Origin of the sequence: Undibacterium sp. Ji49W (genome assembly GCF_049340205.1) — a bacterium.
Taxonomy (GTDB): Bacteria; Pseudomonadota; Gammaproteobacteria; order Burkholderiales; family Burkholderiaceae_D; genus Undibacterium.
In genome coordinates, this window is the sequence record NZ_JBMPOW010000011.1 from 49,248 (window position 1) to 73,888 (window position 24,641).

The following is a 24,641-nucleotide window of genomic DNA, read 5'->3' on the forward strand; positions in this document are numbered from 1 at the left end:
AAAAGACAATCCAGATTGCGGATCAACATCCGCAATCTGGATATACACAAAGAATCAGGACAGCATCGCCACCAATGCATCAGGATGGATATACAGATCAAATAAACCGGCAACGCCCATCAGCGCACCAACGTCCGTAGGTACTAGCGTCGCGAAATAAAGTCAGCGCTGACTGACGAGCCGTCACCAATGCCGAAGCTCAGGTCAGGCCAGATCCATCGGGCAAACCCTGAGCAGGGTTATATTGCATAACGACATTTTCCAATGAAAAAACAAAGGGAGTGAAATTGGCACCTGGGCCACCACCTGTCATGACGATATCAGCACTGGCTACATCCTTCAGGGATAATTCTGTATTGATGTTGGAAATAGTCGCCAGGTCCATGACCTGGCCTTGCACGGCCTGTGAAGCAACACCTATCCAGATAGTCGGTTTGAATTCGAACGTGGCCTTTTGCTGTGGAGCGACGGAGGTTGTAGTCGCCAGCAATTTTTCATTTTTATAAATGTGTACAGCGATAGCACCTCTCAGCAAATTATTCAAGACTTGCATTTGCTTGGCGCTGGCGCTATAGCCATCACGAACCAATCTATCACCAGAATGCGTAAACTCCATCTTAACGAGCTGCCCGTTTTGTATGTCTAATCGCGGTGTATAGTTGCCATAGGCATCAGTGGCAGCAACATAATTTCCTAAGATAAAATCGAAAGGATGATGATCACCTCTGCCGCAGTTTTTGATGACCATCCAGGCAACGGGCATTTCATTATAATTTGTTGCCACATTTTTTTGGAAGATGACGATTTCCGAATTATTCAGATCATCTGATCGATTGACAAAATTCAGTGCTATGTCCATGTCTGGTCCTTTGCTTTGGTGAGCTTACCGTGTAAGTCACAGCGTTGAGGTAGTAAAGAGGATGCCAATAACATCCGTCCACGAATTCGGGAAAAGATAACATATTTTTAACTTATCGGACAAAATTTAGCGTGTTAACACCTACCTCTTTGCCAGATGGCTCATGACAACAAAAGCACGAATGCGGTTGGATGAATATGCCAGCCCATCAAACCGGACAAGCCCATCAGTACACCAAAACCGGTAGGTACCAGCGTCACAAAATACAGCCAGCGCTGTTTGGTCAGGGCAGTGACTGCCAGCAAGGAAATGGCAATCGCCAGCAAGGCATCTGACAGGTCGAACTGGTCGTCCTTGTAATTGGCGTTGTCATAATCGACCTGGTCTTGCTCAGCCTGTTTTTTCAATTCTTCTTTCTTCTCATGCTGCTCTTTGCCCAGCTTTACATAACTGTCTATGGCAGCCTGGTATTCTGCCTTCTGGTCAGCAGGTACATTTTTGGAGGCCAGGCGCAGTTGCAATTCGGTTGATTTGGCCAGTTCTTCTCGCATATTCCTGGCCTGATAAAAAGCCCAATGGTCGATCTTGTTGGCCTGTGATTGCTGCATGGCCTGGACGATATTGTCATCCTTGACCTTGCATATACCCATGAAGGTCGCCAGCAGAGCCACGGTGATGGCAACCCAGATATTCAACTGGCGGGTGATTTTGTCCTGCCTGGCCTCTTCCTGCTGTTCTGTCAATTGTTCTACGGTTTCCACTGGGTCAATGTCCATATATGCTCCTATGTTCAAAAATGCATCAAAACAGTATTGTCGCACCAAGTTCACTTCTTTTTTAGGACTTACGCAAAATTGTCCCAGCAAGGCGCCGCGACGAAGACAGTACTTTAGTACGACTAGGAGCTGCAACGCAGTTGGGGCAGTTTTGCGCAAGTCCTATATTTGTTGAATTTCAATACGGCTTTACTATCGGCGGGCTTTCACACCCCGATTTCCTGAACTCGTCAGGCTATTTTTGCTTTTGTCGGAAAATACAAGACGAAATCACGTAAGACAATTATTCTTGGCAACAATCGCAAATTATAAGAAAGCAATCATGTTCACAACTATCTGGTTTATCCTGCGTGCCAGTTTTGGCTGGAGCCTGCTCATCCTGTTCACTACGATATTTATGGTCAACGTGGTTTTCAGGAATCACATGCCGGATGAAATCATTTTCTTGCCACTGACCGGGGTTGCTCTGGTGATGGGTATCAGTTTTTCCCATGTACGCAGGGTACGACTGATTGCCAGCAAAGTAGATAGCAGTACGCTCGCCAACCGGCAGCGCCGCCAGATAGAAATCCCGCTGGAAGCCGGCGAGGCATTTGAACTGGTAGATGCCGCCATACGCGAACTGCCCGGTGCAGAAGACACTGACAGTGCCAAGGACAGTTTGCAGATACGCGCCAAGATCAAACGCATCGACCCTTACCAGGCAAATTTCGTTGACGACTTGAAGATGCTGGATTTTCTGACGACCAAGCGTAACCAGATCCTGGCAACGATCACCCCCGGCGACGGAGTCGGCAGCCTGACCCTGATTTGCGAACCGGAACGCCCGGCCTGGACCGATTTATTCCTGGTCGACAACGGTACCAATCTCGAAAACGCAGAAGCCATCACCCGCGCCATCACCCGCCGCATTGCCGAACGCAGGCGTAAGGAAAAAGCCAGTGCGGCACAATCCGTCACAGAAAAAGAATTGACTGTGGCCAAACTGAACTTGCTGCATGCGCAGGTAGAACCGCATTTTCTGTATAACACCCTGGCCAGCGCACAATTATTGACGCGGGCTGATCCCGCAGCAGCCGATCAGATGCTGGGCAACCTGATCACCTACCTGCGTCATTCACTGCCACGCACGGAAGATACTGCCTCAACCATCGGTGAAGAACTGGAACGATCCATCGCCTATCTGGACATCATGAAGATACGCATGGGTGCACGCCTGAACATACAGATTCAGGTACCGGCAGAATTGAAAGCCCTGCCCTTCCCCATGATGATGTTGCAAACCCTAGTGGAAAACGCCATCAAACATGGCCTGGAACCCAAGACTGGCGGCGGCACGATATGGATTATCGCCAGGCAACATGACGGCAATGTCGCCGTCACCGTCGCCGACGATGGCAACGGCCTGGGAACAGAAATTGGCGGCACCGGCATAGGTTTGAAAAACGTTCGTGAACGCCTGCGCCTGGCGTATGCAAATACGGCCAGCTTTGTACTGGTTGGCAATTTTCCCAGCGGTGTGGCTGCCACTATTACGGTGCCGGTGACCAACACCACTGACAAAGGAGAGCAACATGCCTAAGTGTGTCATCGCCGAAGATGAAAGCCTGTTGCGCGAAGCCCTGCTGCAACAACTGAGCCTGGCCTGGCCAGATCTCGAGATTGCTGCCGCCTGCGATGATGGTGGCAGCGCGCTGGAAGCGATAGCCACCCATCAGCCGGATGTGGTGTTTCTCGATATCCGCATGCCGGGCCTGAGCGGACTGGAAGTGGCCACCGCCATGACAGAAGTCAGCCCACGCAGCCAGATCGTATTTGTCACGGCCTATAACCAGTACGCAATCGATGCCTTTGAAAAAGGTGCCGTCGACTACCTGCTCAAACCGATTACCCAGGAACGTCTGCTGGCCACTGTAAAACGCCTGCAAATGCGCGCCCTGACCGGTGCCACTGACATGCAGGCGATTACCACCCTGGTACGCCAGTTAAGCGGCGGCCCGGCTGACATGCCCAAACCGGCACCACTGGTATGGATTACTGCCAGTGTAGGCACAGAAACCCGGCTCATCATGGTGGATGATATTGCCTACTTTCAGGCGGACAGCAAGTACACCGTAGTCATGACGGCAGAAGGTGAATCCCTGCTGCGCAAACCGATACGCGATTTGCTGCAAGTGCTGGACAACAGCATGTTCAAACAGATACACCGGTCCACCATCGTCAATATGCGCGCCATCGCCTCCATCACCCGTGACGATGGCGGCAAGGGACTGGTCAGGCTGAAAACACGGCCAGAAACCCTGAGCGTCAGCCAGCCCTTCATGGTCTTGTTCAGGAACATGTGATGACCATCCGATTTTTTGATGGCCACGCCTGCTTGCAGGCAGGCAAATCCGTATTGGCCCTGTCGGCTGCTGTCAGCCTCAAAGTGCTGGACCAGCAGGACAGCAATGGCAACTACCTGTATGCGCGTGGCCGCCACAAGTATTTTGGCATAGGTGCGCTGGTGATCTTCTTTGCGCTGTTTTCCGGCTATGGCATGGCGCATATGCTGGCCAGCATGGTGAATGTCAGCAGTAGTGGAGCCAGTGGTTCCATCATTGCCGGCTGCCTGTGGGCCATGTTCCAGTGGTGTCTGGAACGCCAGATGATCATGTCCATTCATTCTGACAGCAGTTGGGTCAGCAAAACTATCGGTATCAGCTGGCGCAGCCTGCTGGCTTTGCTGTCCGCGATCACCATGGTGTACCCGTTTTTTGTGGATAGCAACCGGGCTGAAATTGATGTCAGGATCGGTGAAATGACACGTACGCGACTGATACAGAACTTACAGACTGCGCAGGCAGCAACAGGTTTGCCCGTACTGCAAAAGAGCAGTACAGACCTGGATGAAAAACTGCGCAAGGCGGAAGACGCCATATTGAGCGACCCGCCACAACTGGCAGAGATGCGCAAACAGCTGCACAACTGCCGTGATCGCGCCCGGGAAGAAGAACGCAAAAGCATGCAGCAGATTGCAAGCTGGCAGCAGGCATTATCAGGCATCGGAGGCATCGCAGGCATCACATCCATCAATCCGGAAACGGCTCTGCTACAACAAAAAATCACAGCAATGCAAAATCGTATCAAGGCTGGCAAAGTCCGGTGCCAACAGTACGAACAGGAAATCAACAATAGTCTGCTGACATGGAAAAACGAAAAACTCGCAGACAAGGCGCTGGTAGCGACTGCATTAAAACAAACCCAGTCCAGCATCAGCAAAGCGCAGGAACGCAGCAATGTACTGGAACAAAAACAGACAGCAAAAATAGAAGCTGCCGCTGCGTCCGGCTTTGCCGCGGATTTTGCCGCCACCTGGCAGATGCTGCAAGATGACCAGCACCGTCGCCTGCAATTTATCTGGTGGCTGCTTTGGTTCCTGACGATAGAAATGGTCGCCATCATCGTCAAGTTCAGCTCACACACCGATGTGGATGCAAAGCTCAATAGCGACGAAGAACTGGTCAAATTCGATATCAGTCAAAGCACACAGATGCGCCGCGCCGAACTGGCACTCAGGCAATTACATCATGCAATGAATATCAAAGGCCAGCAGGCTGCATTGCAAGCCGATGACGGCAAAAGTGCGGCAGCACTTGCCACCTTGCAGCGGCTTCATGAACTGGAAAAACAGGCAGGAACTGGTAGTGGCCTGTCTTTTGAATCGCAACAAATGCTGCAACAAACCATCAGCGCCATTCATGCCAGTTTTGCAAGGCTGCTATTGGTGAAGTAAGACTTAATTCATTGATGCAGGATGATTCATTAAAAGCAATTGTGTCCGGTGTGTCCGCCAGTGTCCGGCCTATTCAGGAATAGCGGACAGTCCGGGGCTGAAAAAGTTCCGTCAACTTGCTGTTTTTGTTGGATTTCTTTATTTCAGAGCGATGGCACAATCCTTGCAAAAGCTGTGGACGGACACAAGTAGTCAATTGCCATAAAATTATTATTCTATCGGGGATGCAGGCAAAATGAAAACCATACTCATGCTGAAGCTGACATGTGCAACACTTTTGCTGGCTACTCTGTTGCCGGCATCCGCCCGCCAGCCCCTGCCGGTTACGCACCAGGATGCGCAATTGATTTCCTACTTCAGGTCGTATGCACCAGCCGCTGAAGTCATGATCAAGAGAACCGACAGTGGCATGTCAACAAATGGCGACGTCAGTGTTGATAAAAATGGCATACCCAGAAAGGCATCTGTCACAGGCAATCCAGCTGATGGCGATAAACAAAGCAACCGGATGAATGAAGCAAATCAGCGTGATGACAGGCTGGTGATGCCGCAGGCACCACAATTGCCGCAATAAATCACTCCCTCTGCACACCCTGCCCTGCAAGAGCAGGCTTCAATCTCTGGCCTTGACTGTAACTGCTTTAATGCGTGGCACCGCCAGCAATGACCATGTCTTTGCGGGTCTTCAATATTGTTTCCAGCACATGAACCAGGGCGGTCTTCATCATGTCCAGCGGCATGCTGGCGGCACCCGGGTGGGCAATGGCCTGTTCAGGCAGATAGGGAATATGGATAAAACCGGCCGCCTGCACATAGTCCATCTTTTCTGCCATATGCATGAGACCGTAAAACACATGATTGCAGACATAGGTACCGGCCGTCTGTGATACCGCTGCCGGTATGCCATTCTGTTGCAGATCATGCACGATGGCCTTGACAGGCAGGCGGCTGAAATAGGCTGCCGGGCCATCACTGAATACCGGCACGTCAATCGGTTGAGCACCAGCATTGTCAGGAAAGCGCGCATCATCCACATTGATGGCAATGCGTTCTATGCTGATCTCGGCACGACCACCAGCCTGGCCCAGGGCCAATACAACGGCTGGCCGGTGCTTTTTCAGCGCAGCTTCCAGCGTCTGCAAAGAGCGATGAAATTCGCAAGGCAACAGAACGCTGACAATTTGATGCTGATCACCGATCAGCAAACCTTCCAGTTTGCGCACCACTTCCCATGATGGATTGTTCTGCTCGCCGGCAAAGGGATCAAATCCAGTCAATAGTATTCGCTTCATAAACACCTCATGGAGATGAAATTTCTGGTCGGAGATTCAGGCAAAAATTCAGGGAAAAACAAAGTAATGTATCAACAGGATATTACAAACCAGGACCAGCAAAGCCGTTGGTATCTGTGTCTTGATGACCAGATACTTGTCTTCCAGCTCCAGTAAGGCCGCAGGAACTATATTGAAATTCGCCGCCATCGGTGTCATCAGGGTACCGCAATAGCCAGAGAACATGCCTATCGCAACCAGTGCCGCCGGATGGGCGTGATGCTGGTTGATCAGGAATGGCAAGGCGATCCCTGCCGTCATCACCGGAAAAGCTGCAAAAGCATTACCCATGATCATGGTGAACAAGGCCATGCCACCACAATACATGACGATGAGAGTAAACCGGCTCTCCGGGTTGATGAACAGATTGACGATGGCCTGTATCGATTGCCCTGTCTTTGCCACCACAAAGACACCGCCCAGCATGGCCAGCATCTGCGGCAATATCAGCGCCCAGCCTATGGCATCGATCAGGCGGCGTGATTCTCTTACCGCCTGCAAAGGTGTGCTGCGGGTATATCGACAAGCGATGGTCATGGCCACCAGACAGGCCAGACAGAGCGATGTCAGCGTCAGATTTTTTTGATCCAGCAAATACCAGGCACCCAGTTGCCAGTCTTTTACCACGACAGTAAGAATAACGGTGATGACGGGTATGGTCAGCGCTGGCAAGAATATCCGGTTACCCAGCCTGCTAAGCGCAGCCAGACGCTGCTGCCGGTCTGTATCGGCATGGCTGCCCTTGCCCAGCCAGTTCATGCCTGCCAGTACAGCCATTATGATGACGCCTGTACCTGTCACTTTATAGGTCACCGATTTACCCAGTGTCGCCAGCATCAGGTCACCAAACAAAAAACTGACGCCGAACAGACCCCAGAACAGTGCAGTCGTATAGCGGCGCGGATTACTGTGATCGCGCAGCGCCATGTATGCCACCAGCATGACGATGATACCGATCAGGTAAAACACCAGATTGATGCTGACGATGGCGTTCATGTTGGCATACCCGGTTTGCTGGCAACACTGACTGCTTGCTTGCCTTGTTCAACCGCACGCCAGGCATGGATGTCACGCGCTATCGCCGCATCCAGCCGCGACAGGCGAAACAGGTGAATGACCAGCGCGCACAGCGCTGTTGGTATACCCCACATGCCTATGCTCAGCGGTTCTATTCCCTGTATGCCGTTTTCCTTGAGGAAAGCGCTCATCAGCAATACCGCACCAAAGGCAATGAAAATATCTTCTCCGAAGAACAGGGCAACATTGTCACAGGCGGCAGCATGGGCTGCTATACGCTCACGTATGGGTGCAGGTAAATCGCCATGCTGGTTGCTGGCCGCCGCTTCCGCCATGGGCGACAACAACGGCCGGACCGTTTGCGCCTGTCCACCCAGGCTCAACAAACCCATGGCCGCACTGATTTCACGCACTACAAAATACAGCATCAATATCCTGCCGGTGGTAGCACTGCGTATGCCTGCCACCCAGGCCTGCGCACGTTCCCGCAGACCAGCTCTTTCCAGCAAACCGATCACGGGCAATATCAGCAAGGCACTTGCCAATTGGCGGCTGTTCAGAAATTTCTCACCAAAGGTTTCCAGCAGACTACCAAAATCCATACCTGTCGCCAGCCCCGTCACCAGACCGGCCACAGTCACCACCAGCAAGGGATTGAAACGCAAAGCAAATCCCAGAACCACCACTGGTATGCCTATCAACGGCAACATCAGCGACGACAATAACGCCAGATCCATGCTTGCCCCTTTATGCAACTGATATGGAATATGCTTTTAGGACTTACGCAAAATTGTCCCAACAAGGCACTGCAACGCTTTGGGGCGGTTTTGCGTAAGTCCTGATTTTATAAGACCCGGTATGCCAGCCTGTCCAGACGAGTGCGGCTGAGACGACTTAGCAATTTACGTACCGGATCGGGATAGTCCGTCAACTTTTCCAGCTCGCGGTAATGCCGGATCTGGCTGGTGTTTTCCATGATGCTGTGCAGTTCCTGCTGTCTTTGTGCCAGCAACTGCAATTGCGGATCATGAATCAGCAAGGCATTTTCCAGGTCCAGACGAAACGCCCTGGGGTTCAGGTTATTGCCCGTCATCAGCGCATAATGCTGGTCTATCCACAAACCCTTGAGATGGAAACTGTTGTCGGCATCTTTCCACAAATGCAGTTGCAACTGCTGGCTGGCAATTTCGGCCTGATGGGCTTTGGCAAAGCGTCGCAGATTGACTTCATACAGATAAGGCAAGGCAGCAATCGCCTTGAAAGCTTGGTCAGGCGGGATGAAAAAATCATTGGCAGTTTTATCACCAACGATAATGCTGATACGCACACCACGTTTCAACGCACGATTGATTTCACGTGTCACCGCCAGCGGGAAATTGAAATATGGGGTACAGATGATGATCTGTTTGCTGCTGGCTGCCAGCAACTGACATATCACTTTATTAAGGGGATTATTTTTCCCAACACCTACCAGCGGGGTCACGCTCAATTGCTGCGGGCCAATTTCGGCATCAGCAACATGGCAGTCATAACGTGCTCGCTTCAGCTTTTCACGGAATTGCTTTATTTCGCGCCGTATGCCACGCGTTGCTGGAATCTCTGGCATATCCAATCTGTGCACTGCCGCTGATGACAGCAAATGCTCACGGATAAACTGCACCATACAGTTGGCCAATGTCCTGTTATGTATCAGCAGATAGCGGTCATGACGGTATTTATCCTGTTTGTGCAGGTAGACATTATTCAGGCTTGCGCCGCTATAGATGACTTCATCATCGATGACAAAGCCTTTCAGGTGCAGGACACCAAATAACTCTCTCGTCTGTACCGGGATACCGTACAGCGCCACCGCATAATGATTGGCCTTGCTGATAGTCTGGTACCAGGCCGCATTGCCACCACTTTTGCCGGCACCGATCAAACCTCTTTGCGCCCGGTGCCAGTCAACCAGCACGGCAATATCCAGCGCTGGCCGGGCGGCCTTGGCTGCATATAGCGCCTCCAAGATTTCCGCCCCGGCTTCATCATCTTGCAGATACAGGCTGCACAGATAAATCCTGTGTTTGGCACTGGCGATTTTTGCCAGCAATTCGCTACGGTATTCTGCCGCTGTATGCAGGGTACGTACAGATTCTGGCTGTAAAGGAATACCAGTCAGGTAAGTGAAATCAGAAGCGGATTTTAATAAGCGCATGGGTATCAATTGCTGCCAGTGAAAAACCTGATGATGGTAACACCAGGGCCTGCTAACAACAATTAAGGGGTTTAACGAAACAGATGCGCCATCCTGAAGGTAGAGCCTCGTCCCAGTTGTTCAAAGCTTTCTGCCAGCCATGCGTCAGCACGCAAGCGACCTTCTGCATGCAGGCTATGCAAGAAGGCCGGGCTCGCATTCATTTTGCTGTGAGAGCTCAACTGGCTCATCAGTTCTGGCGCGGCAATCATGTGCATGTTCAGGTGGCGCAAACGCCGTTCCAGTTTGCCCAGCGCCAGCCAGCCGCGTTCAGCCTGGCGCTTGGCCAGCATCAGACCCTGCAACTCGGTATGGAAGGTGGAACTGAAACCCATTTCTGTCAGGCGTTGCCAGATCTCTGAAGCCGATGTCGGTGTATGCGATTGCGCCTGCGCATGCAACAAAATAGCCACGATGTCGCGCGCCATGCATTGGTGCACCAGTGGAAACAGGGGTGGATTAGAAGTCAGACCACCATCCCAGTATGCTTCACCGTCAATTTCTACCGCCCGGTGCACCATGGGCAGGCAGGCCGATGCCAGCAGTACATCCAGGCTTAGCTGACGGTTACGGAACAGTTTCAGGCTACCGGTGCTGACCTGGGTTGTGGCGATAAACAGTTTGATGCCGTCCTGTCTGCGCAGTGCATCAAAATCGATCTGGGCGGCCAGAATATCGCGCAGGGGATTGATATCAAAGGGATTCAGTTGTGAAGGCGAAAAGAAGCGCGTCAACCCAAACAAATGCTTCATGCCGGCCGAGATATCGGATTGCGCGACAATATCCTGCATGAAGCCGTATTCTTCATAAGACCGGCTGAAAGGCGAACTGCTAGCCACACTTTCCCAGAAAGTTTTCAGGGCCTGTCTGGCACCTTCGCGCCCACCCTGCAAATAGCCGTGCGCCAGTACCACGGCATTCATGGCCCCGGCGCTGGCACCGCTAATGGCTTCTATGCTGATGCGTTCATCTTCCAGCAGGCGATCAAGCACACCCCAGGTCAAGGCACCATGTGAGCCGCCGCCTTGTAGCGCCAGTGAAACCAGTTTCTTTGTCAAAGTAACTCCCGTCAAGGTCGTAACATAGAACAAGATTAAAACAGCGAATTGACTACACTATGACGGATGAAGAAGTTGCCAGCAAGGTTTAAGAACGCCGACGCCAGATTTGCCAGCGTTCCCTGCCCTCAAAGACAGAAATCGAGTCACTGACTTCACTGTCTTCCAGTAATTCAAAAAACGGCTCCATCAATAGACGAAATTCACTGCTATTGATGGTGAAAGGTGGTCCCTTGGTCGATGCATTCTGTGCATCGTCATGAAAGAAATACCCTGCCAACAAGGCACCGGCCGGTAACAGTGCCGCCCAGCGCTTGACGATGTCGGGGCGCATTTCTGGCGGCAAGGCACAAAAGAAAGCGCGTTCATAAATCAGCCCCAACGGCTGCGCAGGCGTATAGCTAAAAAAATCAGCTTCGATGACATGCTTGCCCCACACACCTATGGCAGCCCTGGCGCTTTGTACGGCAGCAGGAGAAAAATCGATGGCGGTGACATCCCACCCGTTCTGGGCCAGATATGCTGCTTCATACCCGTTGCCACATCCTGGGATCAGGGTATGTAGCGGCTGCGGTGCAGCCTGCACGAACGCCTGTAGCGCGGCAGGTACGTTGCCCTTATCCCATGGGATGAAATTTTTTTCAAAACGTTCATCCCAGAAATCCGGATTACGTGGGTCGCGGGTCAGAAATGTCGCCATTCTAAAAAACTACTCAGCCACTGAAATAAAAATGCAATAACAGTTGCGCGACGATGATGCCGGAAAACAGGCATGCACCCAAATACACAATAATACGCAACATACGGTTGGTACGCCGCTGTTCGCTCAACAGCGCCATCAGCATATCGTCACTGCGGGAAGGTTCACCGGCACGCGTCAGGGCCTGATGGGCAAGACGTGGCAACTGCGGGAAGATATGGCTGTAACGCGGCGCCTCTGCCTTGAGCTTGTCCAGCAGGCCGCGCCAGCCTATCTGTTCGCTCATCCAGCGCTCCAGATACGGTTTCGCGGTTTTCCACAAATCCAGGTCCGGGTCCAGTTGACGCCCCAGGCCTTCGATATTCAACAGGGTTTTTTGCAACAGCACCAGTTGCGGCTGCACTTCTACATTGAAACGGCGTGAAGTCTGGAACAGGCGCAGCAAGACCTGACCGAAAGAAATATCTTTCAGGGGGCGGTCAAAGATGGGTTCACAACAGGCACGTACTGCTGCTTCCAGTTCATCGACACGGGTTTCTTTGGGGGCCCAGCCGGATTCGATATGGGCTTCTGCCACGCGCTTGTAATCACGCTGGAAGAAAGCCAAAAAGTTTTGCGACAGATAATCCTTATCGAAATCATTCAGGGTACCGACGATGCCAAAATCGAGCGCGATATACCGGCCCAGTGTGGCTGGCGCAGTCGATACCAGGATATTACCCGGATGCATATCGGCATGAAAAAACCCGTCCCGGAACACCTGGGTAAAAAAGATGGTCACACCATCACGCGACAGCTTTTGCAGATCAACACCGGCTTCGCGCAACTTGTCCAGTTGCGAAATCGGTATACCCTGCATACGCTCCATCACGATGACCGACGACGAGCAATAATCCCAGTACATCTCGGGTACCAGCAGCAAATCAGAATCTGCAAAATTGCGGCGCAACTGGCTGCCATTGGCCGCTTCGCGCATGAGGTCAAGCTCGTCATGCAGATACTTGTCAAATTCGGCCACGACTTCTTTGGCCTTCAGGCGTTTGCCGTCAGCCCACAGGGCTTCCAGCCAGCCGGCGGCAATCTGCATCAGGGCGACGTCATCATCAATGGCTTCTTTCATACCGGGACGCAGCACCTTGACGGCGACTTCGCGGCCATCCTTCAATGTCGCAAAATGCACCTGGGCGATGGATGCCGATGCCACCGGCACACGCTCGAAACTGGCAAACAGCTGGTCGGGATGTGAACCCAGGGATTTCTTGATTTGCGCTATCGCCAGATCCGGGTCGAAGGAAGGCACACGATCCTGCAAATGCGCCAATTCATCGGCAATATCCGGCGGCATGAGATCACGCCGGGTAGACAGCACCTGTCCAAACTTGACGAAGATGGGTCCGAGTTCTTCCAGTGCCTTGCGCAGGCGCTCACCACGCGGTGCCGACAGATCGCGCCAAAACAGCAAGAGGTCAATAAAACGAGCGGTACGCGGAACGGACAGGCCGGAAATCGCGATTTCATCAATGCCATATTTAATGGCAATACGAATAATCTTTGCCAGTCTGAGAAACTTCAATATCATCCGCGCATCCTTTCCAGTTTTTCGATGCGCTTGATCAGACGCTCGACATCATCCCGCGTCTTGCTGACTTCGGTACTCATACCCTGCACGGCAACAGGCCTGACCAGCATGGGGTTTTCTTCCAAAAAATATTCTGCCAGGTTTTCCTGGATTTTCTGATGGGTTTCCAGCGCCGTCTGGTGTATGGCTTTGGCCAGACCGACCATGCGCACGGCAGCGATATCACCAAACAGCTTGCTCAAATCTTCTTCTGCTTCCCAGCGTAAGTTCTGGCTCACGCTGGAAATGGTATTGGCAAACTCGGCATCGCCTTCTATGCGGACATAAGAAAATGCGCGTTCGCGGTTTTGTGCAATCAACGGCAAATCACTGAGCTTGATATGGATGGTGACCTGGGGCACAGCGTCTGCCCCGGCAGCTTCCAGCAAGCCATCGGCACCAACTTTCAGGCGCACCTGCATGGTCTGCAAGTCTATACAGGCGATATGGCCGGCATGCGGCAAAAGCTTGTCTCTGGCCCAGCTTTCCTGTGCCAGCAAATGATTGATAAAGGGGGCGATGGGGATCATGTTCAAATCAGGGCTGTCACAAAATAATCCTGCAATGGCATGGCTTGATTGACCAATCAGCTTACCAGCTAAGGTGCCAATGAAAAAGCCGTCCAGCAAATGCGGACGGCTTCCAGTTTAACAGCTTATCGCAGCGAGCATGGCTGCGCACCATCAAACTTACTTAACCTGCTTACGATCTGTAGCGAGCGAGCGTCAGCGGGAGTGAAGAGCAGCGCAAAAGGCGGAATGTACTCTAGTACATGAGCATTTTGAGCAGCACATGAGCCCCGATCACGTTCGCGCAGTAAGATCGTAAGCAGGTTCTTACATTTGTTGAATACCTGCCAGCACCCAACCACCCTGACCATTGACTGGTTTGGACAGATTCCACACTTCCGTAAAGGCTTCTGCCGGTGCAGTCTGAGATTCCTTGATCATGCCGGTAAACTTGATGCTGGCCAGATGATCTGCACCAACGGTCTCTACACCCAGCAAATCTGCATTCAGGGTCACGACATCAGTCACATTGGACGATGCACCACGCTCCTGAATCTGCAACTTCAGTTCAGCATACATTTCTGCCGTTGTGAATTCACGCAGGTCATTGATGTCGGCTTTGTCCCATGCGGCTTGCAAACGGATGAAATAGCCTTTTGCATTGCGCAGGAAGCCAGGTACATCAAAGTCGGCAGGCACAGTCCAGTTGGCATTCACGTCATTGGCATTCGTGTCAGCAGCAGGCGCAGCATTACCCTGGAAAGCCATAGGTTGCTGGCGTGAGCCGATTTCCGGTGTGCTATTCGATGGCATACCGGCATACGCAGTCTGGTTAAAACCAGGTGCTGCACCCTGACTATTCTTGTTACGGAACAGACGGATCACAAAGAAAATCGCAAAACCTATCAAGGCAAACGTCAGCAAACTACCCAGCATGCTGGCGACTGCACCACCCAGGCCAAAGTGCGACAAGGCTGCGCCCAGCAAGGCACCGCCGATAAGGCCACCGACTATGCCCTTCCATGGGGAAGCCGGTTTAGGCGGGATAGCCGCAGCCGGTGCTGCCGCAGGGGCAGCCGGTTTTGCCTGGTTAAAGTTGCCTGTATTCGCTGGCGGTGTGGTTGCCTGACGCGAAACATTATTCGACTGACGCCCGATAGAACCACCGCCACCCAGGCGTTTGGCTTCTGCGTCAGAGACGGTCATTGCCATCGTACTTGCTACGACCAGCATTGCGATCAGAAATTTTTTCATCATCCGACTCCTGTTGTTTCAAGTTTTATTTGCATCAAAGTTTGATGCCGGTGTGTAATGCGGCCACACCTGCCGTCAAATTAAAATACTGCACTCTGTCCAGTCCTGCCGTTTCCATCATCGTTTTCAGGGTTTCCTGATCCGGATGCATGCGTATCGATTCAGCCAGATACTTATAACTCTCGGCATCGCCGGCAATTTTTTGCCCCATCCACGGCAATACCTTGAATGAATACAGGTCATACGGTTTTTGCAAGATTTCCGGTACCTTGGAAAATTCCAGCACCAGCAATTTGCCACCCGGCTTCAGTACACGCTGCATTTCTGCCAGTGCCTGGTCCTTGTGGGTCATATTGCGCAAACCGAATGCCACGGTCACTCTGTCAAAGTAATTGTCCTGGAAAGGCAATTTTTCCGCGTCACATAGTAAAGTGGGGGTGATCAGGCCTTTATTCAAGAGACGGTCACGCCCTACCCTGAGCATGGATTCATTGATGTCGGTATGCCAGACCTCGCCAGTCTTGCCCGCCTGACGCACGAATTCCTTGGTCAGATCACCGGTACCACCAGCAATATCCAACACCCTGAAACCAGGGCGCACGCCGGCCTGCGCCACGGTGAATATTTTCCATACCCGGTGCAGACCAGCCGACATCATGTCATTCATGACATCGTATTTAGCCGCAACCGAATGAAATACCTCGGCAACCTTATGGACTTTCTGGTCTTCTTCTACGGTTTCATAACCAAAATGCGTGGTATTGCTCATATTCTTAGCCTTATCTTTACCAAAAGGGCCGGTTCATCGGTTTTTACCGTATTCATTTCTATACGGGAAATTTTCCTTCACCCTGCCAGTTTCGCTATGTAACGGATTGTAGCCTATTCACCGTCAAATTCACTGCGCAGCAAATAAAATCAATCTAATCACGCTGCACTTCCAAAGCACGCGCCAGTTCTGTTTGCCATTGCGCTGCGTTTTTTGCATTCCATACCAGGTGAACTTCTTCACTGCATTGAAAGCCGCAGTCACTGACATCCAGCCTGAGCAAGTCAGTATCTGCGCGGGCAAAATCCGGCAGATATGCCAGCGCCTGCCCCGACTTCACCATAGCCAGCAATAACTGCAAATCATCTATCCAATACCGTATTTTGCGCGGTAACTGGTCATCACGCCAGCCATCTGTCAAATTGCCACGCTGCTTGCCGCAAAATAAAGACCGGGAAGGGCTGACAAAATCATATTCAAGGACCTGCTGGCTACTTACCTGCAAATACTGATTGCCGTTATCCGGTGTATCAACGCCCGGCACAGCAAATTTTTGAACCACAAGTGGGTGCTGCAATCCAGCCAATAACTGCAAATGCAAGGCGCCCAAAGGCGTACTGACCCAATTTGCCGACCAATGGCCACCGCGCCCATGCAAAACCTCGCTGGTCACAAGAGCATTATTCACTTCACCCCGCTCAAGGGCTGCCAGGGCATCATCTTGATACATGCTGGCCAGATGTATTTCTGCTTCCGAGTAGTTTGCCATGGCCTGCCTGAACTGTTCTGCGTGGCGCCACAACAAAATGGCTGGCCCGGCAACACGACAACTGAAACTGGCTTGCTCACCACCGATGTCGGCCCTGGCCTGATCTGCCAGCGCCAGCATATTACGGGCAAATTCCAGCATGCGCTGACCGCCTGCGTTCAAGCTCAATAGCTTGGCAGAACGATCAAACAGCAAGGTATCCACATCAGCCTCCAGTCTGCGCAAGGCTTTGGATACGGCAGATGGTGTCAGATGCAGTTCCTGCGCAGCAGCGCCCAGTGAAGGTTGCCTGGCGACGCAGGCGAAGATTTTCAGGTCTGTCAGGTTCATTTCAAATTACATTTCCAAATTGGACATTAAAAGTGAATATATATTGCTTTACTGGACATTTTATCAGGTCTAGCATGATGCTACTTTCTTCTATCCCGCCTTCATCATGCCTATTTCTGAAAACCTGCTGCACCAGCAATGGATATACACCAGCCATCCAACTGGCATCGTCACTGACGCACATTACGAGTTACGCAGCCAAGCGCTTGAAACCGCACTCGATCGCGACGAAGTATTGATCGCCGCCCGTTACATCAGCGTCGACCCCTATATGCGTATCAATCAGTCATCCAAACCGACCTATAACCCGGAACCACATCCTCTCCATACCGTGCAGGCTGCCGGTGTGGTCGGCCAGGTGCTGGCATCGAATGCCGCCAGTCTCAAGGAAGGTGACTGGGTATTTGGCATGACAGGCTGGCAAAGCCATGCGCGCGTGCATGTCAGCGCCCTGACAAAAATCGACCCGGCTATCGCACCTGTCAGCACAGCGCTGGGCGTACTAGGCATGCCAGGCCGCACCGCCTGGTTTGGCCTGACTGAAGCAGGCAAACCACATGCAGGCGAAGTTGTCGTCGTATCCGGCGCAGCCGGGGCAGTTGGCTCGCTGGTGGTGCAATTCGCCAAACGTCATGGTGCCAAAGTATTGGGCATTGCCGGTGGTGCAGAAAAATGTGCGTGGCTGAAAGACAAACTCGGTGCCGACTGGGCACTTGATTACAAGACATTCAGCAATGACGAAACACTGAGCCAGGAAATCCTCAGACTGACAGGCGGCGTTGACGTATATTTCGACAATGTGGGCGGCATGGTCACCGATGCCATCATCCCCATCATCAAACGCCGCGCCCGCATCATCATCTGCGGCCAGATCAGCCAATACAATGGCGGCCTTGACGTACCAGAAATGGGCCCACGCCTGCTACAGCACATGCTTTACCAGCGCGCCACCATCCAGGGCATACTGGCCCGCGATTACCTGCACCGCATGGACGAAATGCTGTCCATCGTCGCGCCCTGGGTCAAGGCAGGTGAACTGGTATTTGAAGAAACCATCATCGACGGCTTTGAACAATTACCGAAGGCATTGAATTCATTATTCACAGGCGAGCATCGCGGCAAGTTGCTGGTGAAGGTATAAAGCAATGAGACGCCTGCTATCTTTATTCCTGCTCAGCTTTTGTTGCATCTTCAGCGCTCATGCCGAAAACAAACACGGCCCCACCTGGGGCGTACATGGCATGCTTTTGTTCGGCAACAACGAAGGCATGTATGTCTCGCACCTGCCCATGTTCCACGCGCCACATGATTACCAGGTCGTCTTGCAGATACGCTGCCTTGATCAACAGCTGGATGCAGCCATCAAAGCCAGACTGGAACAAAAACTGGTCTTGTGGACCATGGAACCAGAACAATTCGAGATCGCCAGACTGGCGGCAGACAGCAAGCTGCCGCTGAAACAGTTCAAGGCCAATGTCGTGCTTGGTCATTTTGAACAGGGTGGCAAGGTCGAGTACAAGGATGTGGCTGTCGTCGTAGAAAAGACGCTTATTTTCCGCCAGTTATCTCCGCAAATGCGTAACAACAATCAGGCTGTTTATCATCAGATAGGTAATGGCACACAGCGTTTCCTATTGAAAGAAATTGATAGCCGCCCTGACTTTGATCATGTGCTGGCGCTCAGTGTGCCTGCGAACGCGGCAATGTCGGATGTGGTTATGAAGAAGACGGGATCGCAGGCTGCGACTGATGCGGAGTTTTTGCAAGTCTTGCAGAGTAAGGTGGATAAACGCGCTGGAGTGAAAGGAACGATTTATCTTGATCGGGCGGATTTGGAGTAAGCGGACAAGTTGGATACGCGTCACCCATCAGTGCACATATTAGCGTCGGTTTTGCAGTTAGGGTTGCTTTTGAAGTTGCGGTTGCTTTTGACTTTTGCAGTTCCCATGTGTCGATGCCTTTGCTGCAAGGCAGAAAATGGAAAAAGAAGGATCGATGTTTGAGGTGTAGCAGGGGTTTCGTGGTGTATGCACCACGCCTGCGTAACGGCAATCGCTTGCAAGCGATTGTGCGCCCTGCAAGGGTAGCGAGTTTTCGATCCTTCCCATTTTTTGACTTGCAGCAAAGGGAACCCCCTTTAGGGGGCAGCGACGCCTGGGTCGCCTTTTTGGCCCATCTTTTTGGCGAAGCAAAAAGGTGGGTAGCCGCCGGTCTACCACCGGCCTGCAATCTTAAATAAGGTGTGCAGGTAACTGAAAACCGAACTCGAAAATATCGTTTCGTTTTTAAAAAATACGTTGACCGAAGGCAGAGTGTTGAGCTGGTGAAGCGTAGCCTAACGAGGCCCAACCCAACCTACAGACTGCTTAATCAACTCGGCAAATTCAATGGTGCGCAAGGCGCACCCTACAAAAATCATCCATGACGCCAAGTCTTACGATATGCCACGAACGTCACTAGAGCGCCAGTCCTCTGGATTCCTGCCTGCGCAGGAATGACGTTAATATGAAGGCGGTTTATCAAAAGATAGCCGTGCTGGTTTATATCTGTGAGCTGAAATCAGAGATAGGGGCTCACTCAATGCTTAGTCCCACAACTCCCCCCACCCTTCACCTGCATAGGCGCATCCCGCCCAGTCTCCCCGGCAAACCCTGCCGCCTGCAATTTCTCCAGATATTCCTGCCATACCTGAACCTGGTTTTCACCCAGCCAATACAGATAATCCCAGGTAAAAATCCCCGAACTATGCTGATCAGAAAAGATGGGCTTGATCGCGTAATTACCAACCGGCTCTATGCCAACCACACCAACATCGCGTTTGCCAGTCTGTAGCGTCTCCTGCCCCGGCCCATGACCACGTACTTCAGCCGATGGTGAAGACACGCGCAGTAATTCAAACGGCAAAGAAAATTCCTTGCCATCATCAAAAGCAACTTCAAGTACCCGCGATTGTGTGCGGGCGTTCAGCGAAGTTGGTTGTGGTTTGCCTATGCTCATGATGAAAAATTCGAAATAATGATTTGCCTCAACTGCGGCAATAACAGACGACGTGCGTCCAGTGCAGGCTGCTCACCCGCATCGCTGCGCGCAGCAGCCCAGATCGGGTTAGGGAAATGCGCATCATCGGTATAGCGCGGAATCAGATGCCAGTGCAGATGCGGCACCATATTGCCCAGGCTGGCGACATTCATCTTGTGCGGTTGCATGACTTCTCGCAGCGCAGCTTCTACCTTCCAGACTGCCTGCATGAAAACAGCTCTTTCCGACTCTGACAAATCCGTCATTTCCTTCACATGCGCATTCCAGATGACGCGACAAAAGCCGGGGTAGTTTGCATCATCCACCAGAATGACGCGTAACTGATCGGTGCTGACGAGGATATCGCCAGCACCGGCATCACATAATTCACAAGCAATGGTCATTACACCAGCACCCTTTCTATACCACCGTTATTGGCTTTGGCGACATATTCCGGCATCCAGTTTGGGCCCAGGATATGCTTGGCCATTTCGACGACGATATAGTCTGCGGTCGTGCCAGAATCTTCATCGTAACGCGTCAAGCCTTGCAGGCAGGCTGGGCAGGATGTCAGGATTTTGACGTCACCTGTAAAGCCATCAGCACGCAGTTTGTCTGCGCCCTTGTTCATTTCTTCTTCCTTGCGGAAGCGGATCTGGGTAGAGATATCGGGACGCGACACCGCCAGCGTACCGGCCTCACCACAGCAGCGATCATTCTTCTCTATCTTCACATCATCAACCGTGGTGATCAGTGCATTCACCGTTTTTAACGGGTCCTGCAATTTCATCGGCGTATGGCAAGGGTCGTGATACATATAGCGCGTGCCATTCACCGCGGCCAGCTTGACATCTTTTTCCAGCAGATATTCATGGATATCGATGATGCGGCAGCCAGGGAATATCTTGTCGAATTCATAGCCCTGTATCTGGTCATAACAGGTGCCGCAAGAAACCACCACGGTTTTGATATCCAGATAATTGAGCGTATTGGCCATGCGATGGAACAGCACGCGGTTATCGGTGATCATCTTCTCGGCCTTGTCGAACTGACCGGCACTACGTTGCGGGTAACCGCAGCACAAATAACCCGGAGGCAGTACGGTTTGTACGCCTACATTCCACAACATCGCCTGGGTTGCCAGGCCAACTTGTGAGAACAGCCTTTCTGAACCACAGCCAGGGAAATAGAACACGGCTTCAGTATCTGCTGTCGTCGTTTGCGGATTGCGGATGATGGGTACCATCTTGTCATCTTCAATATCCAGCAAGGCACGCGCAGTTTTCTTGGGCAGATTGCCCGGCATTTTCTTATTGATGAAGTGAATCACCTGCTCGCGTATGACAGGCTTGCCCAGGCTCGCCGGTGGTGCCTTGGTCTGCTTTTTGGCGAGCTTTTTCAATACCGTATTGCCCATGCGCTGTGCCGCCACACCCCAGCCAAAAATAACCTGACGCGCCGCCTTGATGGTGGCCGGGTCTTTGGCATTCAAAAAGAACATGGCCGATGCCGTGCCGGGGTTGAACGACTTTTTGTCCATCTTGCGCAAGAGATTGCGCATATTCATCGACACATCACCGAAGTCGATATCTACCGGACAGGGCGTTACGCATTTATGGCAGACCGTGCAGTGGTCGGCCACATCTTCAAATTCTTCCCAGTGCTTGATCGAGATACCACGGCGCGTCTGTTCTTCATACAAGAAGGCTTCCACCAGCAATGATGTGGCCAGGATCTTGTTACGCGGCGAATACAGCAAATTCGCACGTGGCACATGGGTTGCGCACACCGGCTTGCACTTGCCGCAACGCAGGCAGTCCTTGACGCTATTGGCGATCGCACCGATATCACTTTGCTGCATGATCAGCGACTCGTGCCCCATCAAACCAAACGAAGGCGTGTAAGCATTGCGCAGGTCGGCAGCAAAGTCTGGCAGGTTCAGCAACTTGCCCTTGTTGAAGCGGCCTTCAGGATCGATACGCAGCTTGTACGAACGGAAATCCTTGATTTCATCTTCAGTTAAAAATTCCAGCTTGGTGATACCGATGCCATGTTCGCCCGAGATAACCCCATTCAGCGAACGGGCCAGTACCATGATGCGGGCGACCGCATGATGCGCCACCTGCAGCATTTCATAATCATCAGAATTGACCGGCAAGTTGGTATGCACATTGCCATCACCCGCGTGCATGTGCAAGGCGACGAAAACGCGGCTGCGCAAGATTTTTTTGTGCACGGCCACGCATTCATCAAGTATCAGCTTGAAGGCACCACCATTGAAAATCTGGCGCAATTGCGCACGGATTTCTGTCTTCCACGATACCCTGATTGTTCTGTCCTGAACGATGGAAAACACGGTCGCATCTGGTTGAATCTTCAGTCTTTCATCAAGGACAAATTCGAGCTTGTCCAGGCCCAGGGCCAGCAGTTCTGCTTTCGCTGTGCTCAGGGGTTTGTCCAGATTATTCAGCAAATATGTCCAGCGTGCTTCTGCTTCCTGCAACAGAGCGTCAGCCTGGTTGACGCGGTCTTCCAGCAGTTCAGATGCAGGGATATCATCGCCAGCGGCATCTTCACTCTTGCCCAGCGGCAGATTACGCCTGGCGAAAAAGCCCTTCAAAGCAGCCAGCAGGGCCAGCTTGTTTTGTATCGATAATTCGATATTTATGCGCTCTATGCCATCGGTGTATTCACCCATGCGATTGAGCGGTATCACCACGTCTTCATTGATCTTGAAGGCATTGGTATGCTTGGAAATCGCTGCCGTCTTGGCACGATCCAGCCAGAATTTTTTGCGTGCTTCCGGGCTGACGGCCACAAAACCTTCACCAACGCGGGTATTGGCGATGCGTATGACTTCAGACGCGGCCTGGGCCACGGCGTTTTCATCATCGCCAACGATGTCGCCAAACAAGGCCATTTTGGGCAAGACACCGCGTTTGGATTTGGTCGTATAACCAACTGCGCGTAGATAACGCTCATCCAGATGTTCCAGGCCCGCCAGGATAGCGCCGCCCTTGCGGGTTTCGCTATCGAGATAATCCTTGATTTCAACGATACTCGGTATGGCATCACGTGCCTGGCCGAAGAATTCCAGGCAGACGGTGCGGGCAAATTTCGGCATCTTGTGCAGGATCCAGCGCGCCGACGTAATCAAACCATCGCAGCCTTCTTTTTGCACACCCGGCAAACCCGCCAAAAATTTATCGGTCACATCCTTGCCCAGACCTTCCTTGCGGAAGACGCGGCCCTTGATGTCGAGCTGCTCGGTCTTGAATGGCTGCTTTTCGCCCGGATGTGTCCATTCCAGCTTGAACTTGGCCATTTCCACATCATGGATTTTGCCCAAGTTATGCTCAAGGCGTGTGACTTCCAGCCAGTCACCATTCGGGTCCACCATGCGCCACGAAGCCAGGTTATCCAGCGCCGTACCCCACAATACCGCCTTCTTGCCACCTGCATTCATGGCGACATTGCCGCCTATGCACGAAGCTTCGGCAGATGTCGGGTCAACCGCAAACACAAAGCCTGCTTTTTCAGCCGCATCCGACACCCGTTTGGTAACCACACCGGCACCGGAATAAATCACCGCATAATCACGGTCCACACCGGGCAGGCGTGTCATTTCCACAGCACCCAGTTGTTCCAGTTTTTCGGTATTGATGACAGCCGACAAAGGCGTCAGCGGTATCGCACCACCGGTATAACCGGTGCCGCCGCCACGCGGGATGATGGTCAGACCCAGTTCGATACAGCTTTTGACCAGACCGGCCATTTCATCTTCGGTATCCGGCGTCAATACAACAAACGGATACTCGACACGCCAGTCAGTCGCGTCAGTCACATGCGATACCCGGCTCAGGCCATCGAACTTGATATTGTCTTTTGCGGTAAAACGCGCCAGCAGCCTGTTGGCTTTCTTGCGCAGATCATAGGTATCACGGAATTCTTTGGAAAAGGCAGCCACGGCCTTGCGTGCGCCCTGCACCAACATCTCTACGCTATTGCTGCGCTCGGCATCGGCATCATTGGCGGTGCTCAGGCGGCGTTTTTCAACTTCGGCCAGCCTGTGGTTCAAAGCATCTATCAGATCCTGGCGACGCTTTGGGTTATCCAGCATATCGTCTTGCAGATACGGGTTGCGACGTACTACCCAGATATCACCCAGCACTTCATACAGCATGCGTGCAGATCGCCCGGTCTGGCGTTTGCCGCGCAATTGATCCAGCAATTGCCATGCATCTTCACCCAGCAGGCGGATGACGATTTCGCGGTCAGAAAACGAGGTGTAGTTATAAGGAATTTCCCGCACGCGGGTAGGAGTGGCACCTTGGGGCGTGTCAGCAAGCAGGGCCTGGATTTGGGCTGGAGCGTTCATCAGTGACGTGGTTGGACGGATTTTTAAACATCCATTCTAACTTATTGCGATGCACCACGCTCCAACAGCCTTGAAGTTTATACGGTAATGAATGGTGTTTCTGGCAATTTTCCAAATGGAATTTGGTAAAAGCGCTCAGAAATAACGCAAAAGCGGCTATCTTTGCAAATTCATCACAATTGAGACCATGCAGAAGTCAGGTGAATAAATTTGATTTACATCGTTTGTCGTATTTTACACTTACCTG

General features: G+C 52.1%; 22 protein-coding genes. 6 read left to right on the forward strand and 16 right to left on the reverse strand.

The features are described 5' to 3' along the window. Positions 1–199: 199 nt before the first annotated feature. Complete coding sequence (locus tag ACO0LK_RS14980) at positions 200–859, reverse strand: hypothetical protein (RefSeq protein WP_422976340.1); 660 nt, start codon at positions 857–859, stop codon at positions 200–202. Positions 860–1,020: 161 nt separating this feature from the next. Further along, a complete protein-coding gene (locus tag ACO0LK_RS14985; protein ID WP_422976342.1) occupies positions 1,021–1,635 on the reverse strand; it encodes a DUF4337 domain-containing protein in 615 nt (204 codons plus the stop codon). A gap of 322 nt (positions 1,636–1,957) precedes the next feature. Between ACO0LK_RS14985 and ACO0LK_RS14990 the strand changes: the two genes are divergently transcribed. The 4 genes from ACO0LK_RS14990 (at position 1,958) to ACO0LK_RS15005 (ending at position 5,984) form a co-directional block, all read left to right on the forward strand. Further along, positions 1,958–3,217 carry a sensor histidine kinase gene (locus tag ACO0LK_RS14990; protein WP_422976344.1) on the forward strand — a complete coding sequence of 420 codons (1,260 nt, stop codon included), beginning with the start codon at positions 1,958–1,960 and terminating at the stop codon, positions 3,215–3,217. Next, on the forward strand, positions 3,210–3,980 hold the full coding sequence (locus ACO0LK_RS14995; protein WP_422976346.1) for a LytR/AlgR family response regulator transcription factor: 771 nt from the start codon (positions 3,210–3,212) through the stop codon (positions 3,978–3,980). The genes ACO0LK_RS14990 and ACO0LK_RS14995 overlap by 8 nt, the downstream gene beginning before the upstream one ends. Then, positions 3,980–5,410: a DUF4407 domain-containing protein gene (locus ACO0LK_RS15000; protein ID WP_422976348.1), complete on the forward strand. Its 1,431-nt coding sequence runs from the start codon at positions 3,980–3,982 to the stop codon at positions 5,408–5,410. The genes ACO0LK_RS14995 and ACO0LK_RS15000 overlap by 1 nt, the downstream gene beginning before the upstream one ends. Positions 5,411–5,645: 235 nt before the next feature. Beyond that, complete coding sequence (locus ACO0LK_RS15005; RefSeq protein ID WP_422976350.1) at positions 5,646–5,984, forward strand: hypothetical protein; 339 nt, start codon at positions 5,646–5,648, stop codon at positions 5,982–5,984. 67 nt (positions 5,985–6,051) lie between these two features. On the opposite strand, the gene pcp is transcribed toward ACO0LK_RS15005, so the two are convergent. The 11 genes from pcp to ACO0LK_RS15060 form a co-directional block, all read right to left on the reverse strand. Then, positions 6,052–6,702: a pyroglutamyl-peptidase I gene (pcp, locus tag ACO0LK_RS15010; protein ID WP_422976352.1), complete on the reverse strand. Its 651-nt coding sequence runs from the start codon at positions 6,700–6,702 to the stop codon at positions 6,052–6,054. A gap of 48 nt (positions 6,703–6,750) precedes the next feature. After that, positions 6,751–7,737, reverse strand: coding sequence for a DUF979 domain-containing protein (locus tag ACO0LK_RS15015; RefSeq protein WP_422976354.1), 987 nt, complete (start codon positions 7,735–7,737; stop codon positions 6,751–6,753). Continuing rightward, positions 7,734–8,468 carry a DUF969 domain-containing protein gene (locus ACO0LK_RS15020; RefSeq protein ID WP_422976583.1) on the reverse strand — a complete coding sequence of 245 codons (735 nt, stop codon included), beginning with the start codon at positions 8,466–8,468 and terminating at the stop codon, positions 7,734–7,736. Before ACO0LK_RS15020 ends, ACO0LK_RS15015 begins: the two co-directional genes overlap by 4 nt. 134 nt (positions 8,469–8,602) lie before the next feature. Further along, complete coding sequence (pssA, locus tag ACO0LK_RS15025) at positions 8,603–9,952, reverse strand: CDP-diacylglycerol--serine O-phosphatidyltransferase (protein WP_422976356.1); 1,350 nt, start codon at positions 9,950–9,952, stop codon at positions 8,603–8,605. 71 nt (positions 9,953–10,023) lie between these two features. Next, a complete protein-coding gene (locus ACO0LK_RS15030; protein WP_422976360.1) occupies positions 10,024–11,049 on the reverse strand; it encodes a patatin-like phospholipase family protein in 1,026 nt (341 codons plus the stop codon). An 88-nt stretch (positions 11,050–11,137) separates the two neighbouring features. Further along, positions 11,138–11,749, reverse strand: a complete 612-nt coding sequence (locus ACO0LK_RS15035) for a methyltransferase domain-containing protein (protein WP_422976362.1) — start codon at positions 11,747–11,749, stop codon at positions 11,138–11,140. A 13-nt stretch (positions 11,750–11,762) separates the two neighbouring features. Continuing rightward, positions 11,763–13,328 carry a ubiquinone biosynthesis regulatory protein kinase UbiB gene (gene ubiB / locus ACO0LK_RS15040; RefSeq protein ID WP_422976364.1) on the reverse strand — a complete coding sequence of 522 codons (1,566 nt, stop codon included), beginning with the start codon at positions 13,326–13,328 and terminating at the stop codon, positions 11,763–11,765. Then, complete coding sequence (locus ACO0LK_RS15045; RefSeq protein ID WP_422976585.1) at positions 13,325–13,897, reverse strand: ubiquinone biosynthesis accessory factor UbiJ; 573 nt, start codon at positions 13,895–13,897, stop codon at positions 13,325–13,327. Before ACO0LK_RS15045 ends, ubiB begins: the two co-directional genes overlap by 4 nt. 306 nt (positions 13,898–14,203) lie before the next feature. After that, positions 14,204–15,130, reverse strand: coding sequence for a Tim44 domain-containing protein (locus ACO0LK_RS15050; RefSeq protein ID WP_422976366.1), 927 nt, complete (start codon positions 15,128–15,130; stop codon positions 14,204–14,206). Positions 15,131–15,164: 34 nt separating this feature from the next. Next, positions 15,165–15,899, reverse strand: coding sequence for a bifunctional demethylmenaquinone methyltransferase/2-methoxy-6-polyprenyl-1,4-benzoquinol methylase UbiE (gene ubiE, locus ACO0LK_RS15055; protein WP_422976368.1), 735 nt, complete (start codon positions 15,897–15,899; stop codon positions 15,165–15,167). A gap of 154 nt (positions 15,900–16,053) precedes the next feature. Continuing rightward, positions 16,054–16,998: a LysR family transcriptional regulator gene (locus ACO0LK_RS15060; protein WP_422976370.1), complete on the reverse strand. Its 945-nt coding sequence runs from the start codon at positions 16,996–16,998 to the stop codon at positions 16,054–16,056. A gap of 106 nt (positions 16,999–17,104) precedes the next feature. Between ACO0LK_RS15060 and ACO0LK_RS15065 the strand changes: the two genes are divergently transcribed. Together ACO0LK_RS15065 and ACO0LK_RS15070 are read left to right on the forward strand one after the other, a co-directional pair. Next, positions 17,105–18,139 (forward strand): NADP-dependent oxidoreductase, encoded by a 1,035-nt coding sequence (locus tag ACO0LK_RS15065; RefSeq protein ID WP_422976372.1) that lies wholly within the window; start codon positions 17,105–17,107, stop codon positions 18,137–18,139. 4 nt (positions 18,140–18,143) lie between these two features. Further along, the gene (locus ACO0LK_RS15070) at positions 18,144–18,839 is read left to right on the forward strand and encodes a hypothetical protein (protein WP_422976374.1); all 696 of its coding nucleotides are present in this window, start codon (positions 18,144–18,146) and stop codon (positions 18,837–18,839) included. Between the two features lie 736 nt (positions 18,840–19,575). On the opposite strand, the gene ACO0LK_RS15075 is transcribed toward ACO0LK_RS15070, so the two are convergent. From ACO0LK_RS15075 to ACO0LK_RS15085, 3 genes are read right to left on the reverse strand one after another with little or no spacing between them, the layout of a single operon-like run. Further along, positions 19,576–19,995: a gamma-butyrobetaine hydroxylase-like domain-containing protein gene (locus tag ACO0LK_RS15075; protein WP_186950286.1), complete on the reverse strand. Its 420-nt coding sequence runs from the start codon at positions 19,993–19,995 to the stop codon at positions 19,576–19,578. Next, positions 19,992–20,420 (reverse strand): HIT family protein, encoded by a 429-nt coding sequence (locus tag ACO0LK_RS15080; RefSeq protein WP_422976376.1) that lies wholly within the window; start codon positions 20,418–20,420, stop codon positions 19,992–19,994. Before ACO0LK_RS15080 ends, ACO0LK_RS15075 begins: the two co-directional genes overlap by 4 nt. Then, entirely contained in the window at positions 20,420–24,394 is a 3,975-nt protein-coding gene (locus tag ACO0LK_RS15085) for a DUF3683 domain-containing protein (protein ID WP_422976378.1), read from the reverse strand. Before ACO0LK_RS15085 ends, ACO0LK_RS15080 begins: the two co-directional genes overlap by 1 nt. Positions 24,395–24,641: the final 247 nt, after the last annotated feature.

What these genes read in the sequence shown, in the direction of transcription:
- ACO0LK_RS15050 (WP_422976366.1), bottom strand. Translation starts at nt 15,130, where the DNA reads ATGAAAAAATTTCTGATCGCAATGCTGGTCGTAGCAAGTACGATGGCA.
- ACO0LK_RS15075 (WP_186950286.1), bottom strand. Translation starts at nt 19,995, where the DNA reads ATGAGCATAGGCAAACCACAACCAACTTCGCTGAACGCCCGCACACAA.
- ACO0LK_RS15080 (WP_422976376.1), bottom strand. Translation starts at nt 20,420, where the DNA reads ATGACCATTGCTTGTGAATTATGTGATGCCGGTGCTGGCGATATCCTC.
- ACO0LK_RS15035 (WP_422976362.1), bottom strand. Translation starts at nt 11,749, where the DNA reads ATGGCGACATTTCTGACCCGCGACCCACGTAATCCGGATTTCTGGGAT.
- ACO0LK_RS15070 (WP_422976374.1), top strand. Translation starts at nt 18,144, where the DNA reads ATGAGACGCCTGCTATCTTTATTCCTGCTCAGCTTTTGTTGCATCTTC.
- ubiB (WP_422976364.1), bottom strand. Translation starts at nt 13,328, where the DNA reads ATGATATTGAAGTTTCTCAGACTGGCAAAGATTATTCGTATTGCCATT.
- ACO0LK_RS15000 (WP_422976348.1), top strand. Translation starts at nt 3,980, where the DNA reads ATGACCATCCGATTTTTTGATGGCCACGCCTGCTTGCAGGCAGGCAAA.
- ACO0LK_RS15015 (WP_422976354.1), bottom strand. Translation starts at nt 7,737, where the DNA reads ATGAACGCCATCGTCAGCATCAATCTGGTGTTTTACCTGATCGGTATC.
- ACO0LK_RS14990 (WP_422976344.1), top strand. Translation starts at nt 1,958, where the DNA reads ATGTTCACAACTATCTGGTTTATCCTGCGTGCCAGTTTTGGCTGGAGC.
- ubiE (WP_422976368.1), bottom strand. Translation starts at nt 15,899, where the DNA reads ATGAGCAATACCACGCATTTTGGTTATGAAACCGTAGAAGAAGACCAG.
- ACO0LK_RS14985 (WP_422976342.1), bottom strand. Translation starts at nt 1,635, where the DNA reads ATGGACATTGACCCAGTGGAAACCGTAGAACAATTGACAGAACAGCAG.
- ACO0LK_RS15045 (WP_422976585.1), bottom strand. Translation starts at nt 13,897, where the DNA reads ATGATCCCCATCGCCCCCTTTATCAATCATTTGCTGGCACAGGAAAGC.
- ACO0LK_RS15060 (WP_422976370.1), bottom strand. Translation starts at nt 16,998, where the DNA reads ATGAACCTGACAGACCTGAAAATCTTCGCCTGCGTCGCCAGGCAACCT.
- pcp (WP_422976352.1), bottom strand. Translation starts at nt 6,702, where the DNA reads ATGAAGCGAATACTATTGACTGGATTTGATCCCTTTGCCGGCGAGCAG.
- pssA (WP_422976356.1), bottom strand. Translation starts at nt 9,952, where the DNA reads ATGCGCTTATTAAAATCCGCTTCTGATTTCACTTACCTGACTGGTATT.
- ACO0LK_RS15005 (WP_422976350.1), top strand. Translation starts at nt 5,646, where the DNA reads ATGAAAACCATACTCATGCTGAAGCTGACATGTGCAACACTTTTGCTG.
- ACO0LK_RS15065 (WP_422976372.1), top strand. Translation starts at nt 17,105, where the DNA reads ATGCCTATTTCTGAAAACCTGCTGCACCAGCAATGGATATACACCAGC.
- ACO0LK_RS14995 (WP_422976346.1), top strand. Translation starts at nt 3,210, where the DNA reads ATGCCTAAGTGTGTCATCGCCGAAGATGAAAGCCTGTTGCGCGAAGCC.
- ACO0LK_RS15020 (WP_422976583.1), bottom strand. Translation starts at nt 8,468, where the DNA reads ATGTTGCCGTTGATAGGCATACCAGTGGTGGTTCTGGGATTTGCTTTG.
- ACO0LK_RS14980 (WP_422976340.1), bottom strand. Translation starts at nt 859, where the DNA reads ATGGACATAGCACTGAATTTTGTCAATCGATCAGATGATCTGAATAAT.
- ACO0LK_RS15085 (WP_422976378.1), bottom strand. Translation starts at nt 24,394, where the DNA reads ATGAACGCTCCAGCCCAAATCCAGGCCCTGCTTGCTGACACGCCCCAA.